An 11,883-nucleotide genomic window follows, 5' to 3' on the forward strand; every position below is an offset into this window, starting at 1 on the left:
AAAGAGAATGATTTATGTCTGATACTTGGCTCATGGCATACGAACACAAGTGCCGTGATTTTATCGAGCAAGCCAGCATAGCAGATGTCGCCCATGATATTCACCACATAGAGCGAGTGGTTCGCGTCGCCAAAAAATTGGCGCTAGAAGAAGCGGCAGAGTGGGCGATTGTTGTGCCAGCGGCTTGGTTGCACGATTGCTTTTCTGTGCCGAAGAACCATCCAGATAGAGCCAAAGCGTCAACCATAGCGGCCGATAAGGCGGTTGAGTTCTTATCTGATATTGGCTATCCGTCGCAATATCATGCAGCGATTCACCATGCGATACGCGCCCATAGTTTTAGTGCCAATGTGTCCCCTGAAACGCTAGAAGCTAAAATAGTACAAGATGCCGACCGTCTTGATGCGTTAGGTGCGATTGGCGTGGCGCGTTGCATGCAAGTGAGTGGCGCGCTTGGGCGTCGTTTGTATTCTTTACACGATCCTTTTTGTGAGCAGCGTCAAGCGGACGATGTCACTTTCAGTATTGATCATTTTTATAAAAAACTCTTTCACATTGCTGACACCCTAAATACGAGCGCGGCGCGAAAAGAGGGCAAATCAAGAGAAAACTTCATGCGCGATTTTCTACGCCAGCTGGCTGAAGAAATCTAATAAAGCCTCTCTCTTCGGCTACCCTTGACGCAATATGGTCAGCGTAACACCGCCGCAGATTTGATTTGCGCGATGACGGCCTGACCTTGGTGTAAATTTAAGCGTTGGGCGGACAAGGCGGTAATGTTGGCCAGAATAGGCGTGTTTCCTGCGAGCATTCTGACCATCATAGTGCTTGAGTCTTGCGGGTCTTTGATCAGTTCATCGATCAATACCGGTAAGCGATTTAAAATACTTGAATTGTCTGCATGGGAAAGTGAGATGCTGACGTCTCTTGATTGCACTCTTAAGCGTACAGTGTCGCCTATTTTTTCACGGCCTTGTTTGACCATCATCTGATGATTGTCAAAGTGTAAGGTCGATAGCCCCCATTCATCATTCTGTTCAATAACCGTGCCTGAGATAAGCACACTGGTGTCTTGACCTTGAGCTAGCGCCGTGGGGGATTGTCCAAGTACGGCTTGGGTTGCGCCTTGCTCGATGACTTTTCCATTTTCTAAAATAACCAGATGATCGGCTAGGCGAATGACCTCATCGATAGAGTGGCTAATGTATAGAATGGGAATTTGCACGCGGTGACATAAAGCTTCCAGATAAGGGAGTATGTCCTGTTTTAAAGAATCATCTAAAGCGGACAGAGGCTCGTCCATTAGCAATAATTTCGGCTGGATTAATAGCGCACGCGCGATGGCGATACGTTGACGTTCCCCTCCCGACAATTGATTTGGGTATTTTGCTAGCAGTGGCTGCAGACCCATTAAGGCGATGACATCCGCATAATCAATGATGGTGCGCTTGGCGTCGGCTCTTTTTATCGCAAAGTCGAGGTTTCCCTTAGCGGTTAGATGAGGGAATAAGCTGGCTTCTTGAAAAACATAACCTATCGGGCGTTTGTGGGCAGGGAGCCAGTTTGTTGTGCTTTGCCAGCGTTCACCGTTTAGGCTGATGTCGCTGTTTTCGCTTCTTTCTAAGCCCGCAATACAGCGCAGAAGTGTTGTTTTACCTGAGCCTGAGCGACCAAATAACGCCGTCACTCCTTGGTTTGGTAAATCTAGATTAACCGATAAAGAAAAATCGTCAGAATGCTGTTTGGTTAGGCGTATTGTCAAATCAGTCATTATTAATAAGGCCCAAAATGAGGGGTGCTTTTAGTGCGTTTTTGCAGCGAATAAAGCAGCGCTAAAACACAAAAAGCAAAGGCCACCATAAGCAAGGAGAGGAGATGGGCTTGGCCGTATTCTAGCGCTTCTACATGGTCGTAAATCTGCACAGAAAGCACGCGTGTTTCCCCTTCGATATTACCGCCAATCATCAAAATAACGCCAAATTCCCCTACGGTGTGGGCAAAGCCCAGCACCGCCGCGCTAAGGTAACCGGGTTTTGCCAGAGGAAGCGCGACGTGGATAAAACGGTCCCAAGGGGAAGCTCGTAATGTGGCTGCGACTTCTAATGGACGTTGACCCATGGCTGAGAATGCATTTTGAATGGGTTGCACCACAAAGGGCAAAGAATAAATCATGGAAGCGACAACTAAGCCACTAAAGCTAAAGGGCAGGGGCGACAGCCCGAGCGAGTCTAGCGCTGAGCCGAGCGTACCATCAGGGCCTAGAAAAAGCAGTAAATAAAACCCTAGTACGGTGGGCGGCAACACCAATGGCATAGCGACAATGGCGTTGATCGGCGCTTTTAACCAAGATTGCGTACGCGCCAGCCACCAAGCAATCGGTGTGCTTATGATTAATAACAAACTGGTGACCAATACCGCAAGCTTCAGCGTTAGCCAAATTGCTTCTAGGTCACCTGGGCTTAATGACATGCTAAAAAGCCTTTATTGTGGCGTTGTCTGGTAGCCAAAGCTGGCAATTTTTTGCTGGATATCAGCGCGCATTAAAAAGGCTAAAAAGGCGTTGGCGACTTCTTTTTGATGAGAGCTTGACAGTACCACAGCGGACTGTTTGATGGCGCTGTGATAGGAATTAGGCACTTTCCAATAGTGGCCTTTTACGTCACCAGCAAGCACTTGGGATAAGGCAACAAAGCCCACATCGGCATTTTTACTGTAGGTAAATTGATAGGTTTGCCCAATATTTTCCCCTTGCACCAGTTTGCTTTTCAGCTTAGACCAGAGCGCCAGTTTGGTGAGCGTTTCTTTTGCCGCTTTACCATAAGGCGCCAATTTAGGGTTCGCAATGGCGATTTTTCGAGCCTCTAGTAGGGTCTTGTCTACGGGTTCTACTGATTTAAGGCTGGCTGACCAAAGAGCAAGCGCCCCTTTTGCGTAAATGATTTGGCTGCTTTCTAGCGCTAAGCCTTTTTCAATCAGCTTGTCGGGTTTGGCTTGGTCGGCAGAAAGAAAAACGTCAAAAGGCGCGCCGTGTTGAATTTGTGCAAAGAACTTACCCGATGAGCCAAAGGAAAGTTGTATTTTGTGTCCTGTTTCTTGTTCGAAAATAGGCGCCAGTTTTTGAATTGGCGACGTGAAATTTGACGCTACCGCTAGGCGTAAAGGTTCGGCAAAAGCGATGCCAGTAAAAGCGATAAAGCCGCCTAGGGTAATGATTTTCAGCAGCGATGTGAACACAGTGCCGTTCTTTTTGATTAAAGCATGGAGCATAGTTATTAAATCTCAAAGTCAGTGTAGGTGTGGATGGACGTGATACGGGACACCTCTTCCAAATAGCGCTGAATAGGTTCAGGGAAGAGCAGTCCAGAAACCATAGTAAGGCTTCTTAATATAGGAAACAGGAGTATATCATCCCAACTGATGGTGTTGTTATGATCCGAAGGCAGAGACAGTGGTGACAATGCGTTTAAGGCTTGTTCCACTTGCTTTTTGTATTTAGAAGAGTCTAGTAAGGCGTTTTCAAAGCTTTGTTGAAGGTCTTTCTCTTTTTTCGATTGGAAATGATCTCGGGCACTTTGAGTGGCAAATTCAGGCAGTCCCAAGAGTATGATTCTAGGAAACACCAAGCAGCGAATGGCTTGTTCAACCTCCTTCAATGGGGATGGCTGATTGATGCTATTCGCCTCGCCTCGGATGATTTTACGGGGGTCGCCGATGGTGTCTAAATGCTTGGCAATCAGGAGGTTATCAGACAGGGTAGTGCCGTCAGAATGTTCGAGAATAGGGGCTTTTTTGGCGTTTGTTAATGTCAGACAGGTTTCTTCATCGTCATTTAGCAGATACACCTTCTCATGAGGGATCTCTTTGTAGTTTGCGATCATGTCGACACGGACGCAAAATGGACAGTGATGGTATTGGTAAAGTTTCATCGAGTTCTCCGAATGCTATAACAACATTGTTATTCAGAAGCCCTGACGAGAAATATTCGCTGACCCTAGTGAGGGTAAGTTCGTTAGGCTACTGCCGCGCTGCTTTCACCAATGAGCAGATAAAAATTGCCTTTTTCAACGCCCAGTGTTGCGCGTTTTAAGGCTTTTCCTTGGCAAGGCCCTGCAATGCATTGACCATCTGTTGGCGTGAAAAGAGCGCCATGATGGTGGCATTTTAGATAATCCCCTTCTTCATCCAGAAAAGGCTCTGCTGAGCAGTTTAAAGACCGCTTTTGATGGGGGCAGCGATTCTCGTAAGCAAACAGCTCGCCTTTTTGTTTCACTATGACAAAATCGGTCCGATCAGTTTGGAAGTGCAGGGTACTGCCTTCAGATAAATGTTGGGCATTTGGAATAAGGTGTTTATCAAACATGACAGGACCACATGGTAGTAGGCAAAGAAAAGGTCGAATTCCAGCGCAAGCGCTGTGCGGCTGGCTTTTTCACAGGACGATGTAAATGCTCAAACAAAACCGTATTCATGGCGATCGAACTCTTCGTTTGTATAAGTTTAATTGCTGGTGTGGCCTTATTGAGCCATCTTTTTATTGTCATGGTTAAATGTTCCTTTATCCATTGCAATAGACTACTAATGAAAGTGTCAGATTGTTATGGGTCTTGTCAATATAAAGCAGGTTAATTGGTGGAATTTTGTCGATGATCTGAATAATAAACAATAGTTTGTGAATCGTTATTGCGAGCCAGAGATAAGCTCCTTATACTCCTCAAATGGCTAATAAAACCCCCTCAAAATCTCCACGTAAGTCGATGACTTCAAAAACGAAAAAGAAACCAAAAGGCAAAGCAAAGCGCTCCTTTTTTGGCAAACTCTGGCGCTTCATTTTTAAATGGGGGCTGATTATTGCTTTGTTAGGAAGTCTACCTTTTGCTGGTTGGGTCTGGTGGCTTGATCAAAAAGTGGTGGCTCGCTTTGAAGGCCAGAAATGGCAAGTGCCTTCTGAAGTCTACAGTGCGCCCATTTACCTCAAAAGTGGCGCGCCTTGGAAAAAAGCCGACCTCGAAGCGCTGTTGCAAGAAACGGGTTATCGTTTTGGGCGTAACAGCCAAAAAGTAGGCTGGGCGGCTCGGAGTCGCACCAAAGTCAGTGCTCATTTGCGCTCCTATGTCGATTATTCCGGTTATCACCCTAGTGAACGTCGTATATTTTCTTTCGAGGATGGAAAGTTATCGATCCATTCGCTCAATGGTGACCTGGTTGCGCAAGCAAGCATCGAGCCTCAGCGCATTGGTTTTTTATACGGCGGTAACACCGAGCGTCGGGAAATTCTTTCCTATGAGGACATCCCTCAACCGCTGATTGATATTCTTACTACGGTAGAAGACCGAGATTTTTATCATCACTGGGGGATTTCTCCTACTGGGATTGCGCGTGCCGCTTGGGTTAATGCCACTCACGGTTCCAGACGTCAAGGTGGCTCAACGTTAACGCAGCAGCTGGTTAAGAACATGTTTCTTAGCTCAGAGCGAACCTATACTCGTAAGCTGACCGAAGTGGTGATGAGTCTGTTGTTGGAATATCACTATTCGAAACAGGCGATCATTACCGCTTATATGAATGAAGTGTATTTGGCCCAGGTCGGTAGTGAAGGCTTACATGGTTTTGCCGCAGCCAGTCAGCATTTCTTTGGACGTCCGTTAAAAGAGCTAAATATCGATGAGTTTGCGCTGCTAGTCGGCATGGTTAAGGGGCCTTCTATATACAATCCTGAGCGCCACCCTAAACGGGCATTGGCGCGTCGTAACACGGTATTGGCGGTACTCAAAGACCAAGGTCGTTTGACTAACTCTGATTATCATGTGCTGGTGAAGCAGCCGATTCGCCTTGCGGATAAACACAAAGAACGCTCTGTTTACGGCGACTATTTAGACCTGGTGTCGATGCAATTGTCCCGTGACTTTGACCAGAAAACACTCGCCACAGAAAATCTACGCATTTACACAGGGGTGGATATTAGGGCGCAGCAAGCGGCCAGCCAAGCGATGCGTCGCCAAGTTGGGGCGATTAGCCGCAGTCGCAAATTAAAAGGGCTGCAAGGGGCCATGGTGGTAACAGACCGAACGAATGGCCAAGTGCGTGCTATTGTGGGCTCAAGTGATAAGTATTATTCCGGCTTTAACCGTGCTCTTGGGGCGGTGCGACCGATAGGATCTTTGGTGAAACCGCCACTCTATATGTCCGCCTTGGCGACAGGGAAATTCACCTGGTGGTCGCCCATCGAAGACAAGCGCATAAGGTTTGATATAGCGGGGAAAATTTGGGCGCCAGAGAATTATGATCGCACGACTCATGGGGTCGTGCATCTTTATGAAGCCATGGCGAAATCCTATAACTTGGCGACCATTAACTTGGCGCAACAGGTAGGTTTTGACCGCGTTGGTGACACATTAAGACAGCTGGGCGTGAAACGACCATTTACCATGCATCCGGCGATGGCGTTGGGGGCCTTGGAGCTTTCTCCGTTCGAAGTGGCTAGATTGTATCAACCGATTGCCTCGCGTGGACAAAGTAGCGAGCTGGGCGTGGTGTTGGCGGTGATGGACCAAAAAGATCATTTGATTAAACGCTTCGATCGTTCAACAAGTGTGCCCTTTACTGAAGCGCTGTTAGCAGTGACCTTGGACGGTATGACCAAAGTACCCGAAATCGGCACAGCAAGAGCCGCTCAGCATCGTTTTCCAGGGTTAACCTTTGCTGCGAAGACTGGCACCAGTAACGAATTGCGTGACAGTTGGTTTGAAGGTATTACCGGCGATTACGCGAGTACGGTCTGGTTGGGGATGGATGATAACGAGCCGATGAACATCACCGGCGCTACGGGCGCTCAAAAAGTATGGATTGATTTTACAGAGCATACCAATCCACGTTCTTTGCCAGAAACATTGCCGTCAGGCGCCGCGCGTTATAATGTGTTAAACAGTTCGTTTGAAATTGCAGCCGATCGTTGTGATGATAAAGAGTCCTTAGCGTTTGTATTAGGCACCCAGCCTCAAAGCTCTTCGTCTTGTATATGGCCGTTTTGATGCGCTTGGGTTGTACCTAATGCATGTTTTATCTCGTTGTTTGTTGGAAGGAGTGTGTGCGGTATGGGATTACACAATGCCGTTGTTTTTTGTTTGATCGCTGGCGCTTTTGTCAGCAACTTCTCCCATGCAGTCAGTGCTGAAAAGAAAGTAGAGGGTGTTTGCTCAGCGCTCACCGCGACGGGGAATTTAGAGTATCCTCCTTTTCTTTGGCGCGCAGCAGATAACAGCCATCACGTTCTTGGCGCCAATCGCCTGATTATTGATGAGTTAAGTCGTCGTATTAAAATTCCTATTACCTTGGAAGACGTTGGTCCTTGGTCAAAAGCGCTATCCTCTGTGAAAAAAGGCCAAGTAGACATGCTTGCTGGTGCCTTTTATACCAACAGAAGAGCGAGTTACATGGATTACTTTTATCCTGTAATACTGCATACCACGAGTGTGGTCTGGCAACGAAAAGATAAAACGTTTCCTTTTCATTCCAAGGAAGATTTAGAAGGAAAGTGGGGGGCGACTGTGATGAGTAACAGTTTTGGGCAAGCGTTTGACAGTTTTGCTCAGCAAAAATTAAATATTTTTTCGGTTGCGAGTGTGTCGACGGCATTTCGAATGCTGATGGCGGACAATGTGGATTATGTGCTGTATGAAAAAAATCCAGGTGTCGCGTACGCATCGATGCTAGGGTTTGAAAATCAAATAGAGTCAGTGCAGCCTTTTGTGAGTAGTGAGGGCTTGTATTTGACGTTGTCGAAAGCCTCTCCTTGTAATACGCCGACGATCAAGCGAAAAATTGCACTGGCGTTGTATGGTATGCATCAACAGGGCTTGGCAGAAAAAGCCCTGCTAGAAGGGGTTAAAGAGTGGCGCCAGTCGCGGTTAAAGGTGACGGCCTTATTAAATAACAAAGACTGATGCGACTGACGGCCGTTGGTTGCGTATTTAGTTTAATAAACCGCGGTACACTTGTTCCCACTTCTCAGTGGTTCCTTCCCAACTGAAGTCATAAGCCATTGCATTGCGTTGTTTCTCTCGCCAGGCATGAATGTCTTCAAAGCAGGCTAAACTGCGCAATAACGCGTCGTTCAGTGCGGCTTGATTGGCGTGCTCGAACACAAAGCCGTTAGCGTGCTCGCCTTCTTCAAAGACACTGTCTGCTAATCCTCCTGTTTTTCGAACCAGCGGCAAGGTGCCGTATTTCAATGCGTAGAGCTGAGTAAGGCCACATGGTTCAAATCGCGATGGGATCAATAACGCATCGACACCTGCTTGCAGCCGATGAGAATAGGCTTCGTCGTAACCAATTCTGATCGATACTTGCTCAGGGTAGCGCTGTTGCAATTCCAGATAGGCGCTTTCTAATGCTTTGTCTCCAGAGCCTAATACAATCAGTCGGCAACCTTTTTGCAATAGACTCGGGATGGCTTCTAACACTAGGTCGAGGCCTTTTTGCTCGGTCAAACGGCTAACCACCCCAAAGACCAGTTTGCTTGGGTCTTCTGATAGGTTGTTTTCTTTTAATAAAGCGAGTTTGTTGGTTAGTTTGTTTTCTAAAGAGTCCACTCCGTAGGCTTGCTTAATGAGTTTGTCTTTCTCGGGTGACCATTGCTCGTAATCGACGCCATTTAAGATGCCATGTAGTTTATAGCGCATCGCTCTTAGCGTTCCGTCTAGGCCGTCACCGTAGTCGCTGGTTAAGATTTCTTTAGCGTAGGTTGGGCTGACTGTGGTAATCGCGTCGGCGTAAACCAGGCCGGCTTTAAGTCCAGAAAAACGCCCATAAAACTCGAGGCCATGAATGCTTAAAAGTTCACCAGAGAGCCTCATGTCGGGGAACTTATTCATCTCAAAGCTGCCGTTATAACGTAGGTTGTGCACTGTGGTGATGATGGGGATATGATTCATTTTCCAGCTTTTTAAATACGCCGCTGCGAACCCCGTTTGCCAATCATTGAGGTGCAGTATGTCAGCTTGCCAGCCAATTAGATGGCCATGTTGAGCCAGCATGGCGATGGCCCAAGAGAAGGCGCCAAAGCGTAAATGATTATCAGAATAGTCTATGCCATCTTGATCGACATAAGGTCCAGCATCGCGTTCAAACAAAGCTTGGCATTGCAGAAGAAATATAGGTGTGTCATTTTCTATGATACGTGTTTCGAGCAGGATTAAGTCACCAACCCCAAATGGGTTGCCCAAATTGGTTTTTTTATGGATAGGTTCGACTTTTTCTAATATGCCTTTGTAAGCAGGCATGATAAGTTTTACATCGTGTCCTTTCGCTCTGAGGGCCACTGGTAGAGCACCAGCAACATCGGCAAGCCCGCCTGTTTTTATCAAAGGGTAAATTTCGGATGCGGCAAATAGTATTCTCATCATCTCGTATCTTATTGATTTGGCATGGTCAGGATAGTATACCTAAATATAATTCGGAGTAGAGTTAGTAGATAACTTTTTAAGGGTAAATTATGGATTTAAATACCGCATGTATGAAAACTTTGTCTATCATTCTTGCTGGTGGTAGAGGCTCCAGGTTAAAGCAGTTAACGGATAACCGCTCTAAACCTGCTGTTCCGATCGCAGGGAAATATAAAATAATCGACTTCCCACTTTCGAATTGTATCAACTCAGGCATGCGTCGCATTGCTGTCCTTACTCAATACCGTTCCCATACTCTTAATCAACATGTCCAACGCGGCTGGAACTTTCTGCGCTCTGATTTTAATGAGTTTATTGAACTCTGGCCTGCCCAGCAGCTAACTGGCGGAAACTGGTACCAAGGGACAGCGGATGCCGTGTATCAAAATCTGACCATGATTGATGGCTTAGACAGTGAATACGTGCTTATTTTGGCAGGGGATCACGTTTACAAACAAGACTACAGCATCATGCTCAAAGAGCACATTGAAAGCGGCGCTGATGTCACCGTGGCTTGTATTGAGGTGCCGGTACAAGAAGCCGATCAGTTTGGCATCATGCATGTTGACGAAAACGACAATATTATTGCCTTTGAAGAGAAACCCAGTTCACCACCCACCATGCCAGGCAACCCTAATGTCTCTCTTGCGAGCATGGGAATCTACATCTTTAACACCAAGTTTCTTTGTGAACACCTTAAGTCAGACGCCATCGATGCCGCGTCTAGCCATGATTTTGGTAAAGACCTTATTCCTCTGTTTGTTGGTCGTAGCAATATTAAAGCGCACCATTTTTCCAATAGCGTGATTGCCAATGAAAGCTTTCCTAACAAGCCTTATTGGCGAGATGTTGGTACCTTGACGGCGTATTGGGAATCCAATATGGATTTGACTAAGCTGGTGCCGGAGTTGGATCTTTATGATGAAGAGTGGCCAATTCGCACAGCTCAGTATCAGCGTCCTGCGGCCAAATTCAACTACAACTACGAAGAGCGCATTGGTACGGCATTAAATTCTGTGGTGTCGGCCGGTTGTATTGTGTCTGGTTCTACGGTTGAGCAATCCATACTGTTTAATAATGTGCGCGTAAATTCCTACTCTCATGTGAATAAGTCGGTTGTGCTCCCGCGCTGTGATATTGGCCGCCATTGTCGCTTAAATCGCGTGGTAGTGGACTCAGATTGTCATATTCCTGAAGGCACTGTTATTGGCGAAGACCCGATTGCAGATGGTGCACGTTTTTATCGTAATTCTGACGGAATCACTTTAGTGACTCAGGATATGATTGAAGCGCTTGTGGAAAAATAACCCCAATCCTATTGAGAGTGAGCTTATGTATCCTCCTCAATAGGAAGCTAAATGTCGCGTATCAGCACAAAGGTCATCGGTCAAATTGGCTTTTAACCTTGAAAAATGGAATTTTGATCGCATTTCCTAAAGCAGTTTGGGTTATCCCCGCATGCTGTGGATAACCCTATTAGTGACTGTGTGATAACTTGCGTTACGTCAGGTGTAGCGGCGCTTTGAGCTAAGCTGTTCATTTCTTCTTCATTTGCCTGCAAGTTATCTACTTAGCGCTGTTTTAACGATAAAAACTTCTAAATTCGATAAGGATCTTTCATGTTTACTGGCATTGTTCAAGGCGTGGCGTCTGTTAAATCATCTGAAACGGTTGGCCGTAATAAACGCTTGGATATTCTTTTTCCAGCTGGCGTTATGATGGATCAACAGCTTGGTGCGAGTGTGGCGATTAATGGTGTTTGTCTTACGGTTTCTGCGCTGGCGCATGATGTATTGACGTTTGATGTTATTGATACCACCTTGGCATTAACCAATATAGGATTATTAAATGCGGGTGACTCTGTGAATTTTGAGCGCGCGGCCAGAATGGGTGACGAAGTGGGTGGGCATGTGATGTCTGGCCATATTATGACCTCTGTTACCGTGTCGCGTATTGAGCAGGTTGGTGAAAGCGTTCATATTCGTTTTACCACAGACCGCCAGCATGAAATTGATGCACGCCGTTATTTATTTGATAAAGGTTATGTTGGGTTAAATGGCTCTAGTTTAACCATTAGTAATATTGGTGATGATTGGATCGAAGTGTCTCTTATTCCTGAAACCTTACGCTTAACGACCTTCGGTCAACTGGCTGTGGGCGATAAAGTAAATTTAGAAATTGATGCGCACACTCAAGCAACGGTTGACACGGTTGAACGCGTATTAAAAGAGCGCGGTATTGTTTTGCCTTAGTTTAAGGGGGAAGTATCCCTATTTGGCGGGTTGCGCACGCTAGAATTAGACTTCCCTAGAAAGTCTCAATGCTTTTAAATAAATGGAGTAGTTGGTTGATTTTCGGTAGAATGCTCGCCAATTTCTATCCTGAGAATCTGTTGATAAGTGATACGATGGCTGTTTTTGTTGTGTTTTTACGCGAAAAAATG

11 protein-coding genes are annotated in these 11,883 nt (G+C 46.3%); 5 read left to right on the forward strand and 6 right to left on the reverse strand.

The window, feature by feature from the left end; translation table 11 throughout:
- Window positions 1-14 precede the first annotated feature (14 nt).
- On the forward strand, window positions 15-653 hold the full coding sequence (locus ACIGBN_RS02155; RefSeq protein ID WP_396663400.1) for an HD domain-containing protein: 639 nt from the start codon (window positions 15-17) through the stop codon (window positions 651-653).
- A gap of 38 nt (window positions 654-691) precedes the next feature.
- Here the strand turns inward: ACIGBN_RS02155 and modC are convergent, their stop codons facing one another.
- The 5 genes from modC to ACIGBN_RS02180 form a co-directional block, all read right to left on the reverse strand.
- Complete coding sequence (modC, locus tag ACIGBN_RS02160; protein WP_133001685.1) at window positions 692-1,771, reverse strand: molybdenum ABC transporter ATP-binding protein; 1,080 nt, start codon at window positions 1,769-1,771, stop codon at window positions 692-694.
- A 2-nt stretch (window positions 1,772-1,773) separates the two neighbouring features.
- Window positions 1,774-2,469 carry a molybdate ABC transporter permease subunit gene (gene modB, locus ACIGBN_RS02165; RefSeq protein WP_396663403.1) on the reverse strand — a complete coding sequence of 232 codons (696 nt, stop codon included), beginning with the start codon at window positions 2,467-2,469 and terminating at the stop codon, window positions 1,774-1,776.
- A gap of 12 nt (window positions 2,470-2,481) precedes the next feature.
- Complete coding sequence (gene modA, locus ACIGBN_RS02170) at window positions 2,482-3,234, reverse strand: molybdate ABC transporter substrate-binding protein (protein WP_396663405.1); 753 nt, start codon at window positions 3,232-3,234, stop codon at window positions 2,482-2,484.
- A gap of 38 nt (window positions 3,235-3,272) precedes the next feature.
- Entirely contained in the window at window positions 3,273-3,926 is a 654-nt protein-coding gene (gene grxB, locus ACIGBN_RS02175) for a glutaredoxin 2 (RefSeq protein ID WP_396663407.1), read from the reverse strand.
- A gap of 83 nt (window positions 3,927-4,009) precedes the next feature.
- Complete coding sequence (locus ACIGBN_RS02180; protein ID WP_133001681.1) at window positions 4,010-4,360, reverse strand: Rieske 2Fe-2S domain-containing protein; 351 nt, start codon at window positions 4,358-4,360, stop codon at window positions 4,010-4,012.
- Window positions 4,361-4,754: 394 nt separating this feature from the next.
- Here ACIGBN_RS02180 and ACIGBN_RS02185 point away from each other — a divergent pair, with 394 nt between their 5' ends.
- Together ACIGBN_RS02185 and ACIGBN_RS02190 are read left to right on the forward strand one after the other, a co-directional pair.
- Entirely contained in the window at window positions 4,755-7,028 is a 2,274-nt protein-coding gene (locus ACIGBN_RS02185) for a transglycosylase domain-containing protein (RefSeq protein ID WP_396663409.1), read from the forward strand.
- A gap of 63 nt (window positions 7,029-7,091) precedes the next feature.
- Window positions 7,092-7,940 (forward strand): substrate-binding periplasmic protein, encoded by an 849-nt coding sequence (locus ACIGBN_RS02190; RefSeq protein WP_396663411.1) that lies wholly within the window; start codon window positions 7,092-7,094, stop codon window positions 7,938-7,940.
- A 27-nt stretch (window positions 7,941-7,967) separates the two neighbouring features.
- Here ACIGBN_RS02190 and glgA read toward each other — a convergent pair whose 3' ends face one another.
- Window positions 7,968-9,401 (reverse strand): glycogen synthase GlgA, encoded by a 1,434-nt coding sequence (gene glgA / locus ACIGBN_RS02195; protein ID WP_243711902.1) that lies wholly within the window; start codon window positions 9,399-9,401, stop codon window positions 7,968-7,970.
- Between the two features lie 89 nt (window positions 9,402-9,490).
- On the opposite strand from glgA, the gene glgC reads away from it, so the two are divergent.
- Window positions 9,491-10,747, forward strand: a complete 1,257-nt coding sequence (gene glgC, locus ACIGBN_RS02200) for a glucose-1-phosphate adenylyltransferase (RefSeq protein ID WP_396663413.1) — start codon at window positions 9,491-9,493, stop codon at window positions 10,745-10,747.
- A 312-nt stretch (window positions 10,748-11,059) separates the two neighbouring features.
- Window positions 11,060-11,692, forward strand: coding sequence for a riboflavin synthase subunit alpha (locus ACIGBN_RS02205; protein WP_133001677.1), 633 nt, complete (start codon window positions 11,060-11,062; stop codon window positions 11,690-11,692).
- Window positions 11,693-11,883: the final 191 nt, after the last annotated feature.

Source organism: Marinomonas sp. NPDC078689 (assembly GCF_044542435.1).
Classification (GTDB): Bacteria; Pseudomonadota; Gammaproteobacteria; order Pseudomonadales; family Marinomonadaceae; genus Marinomonas; species Marinomonas arenicola.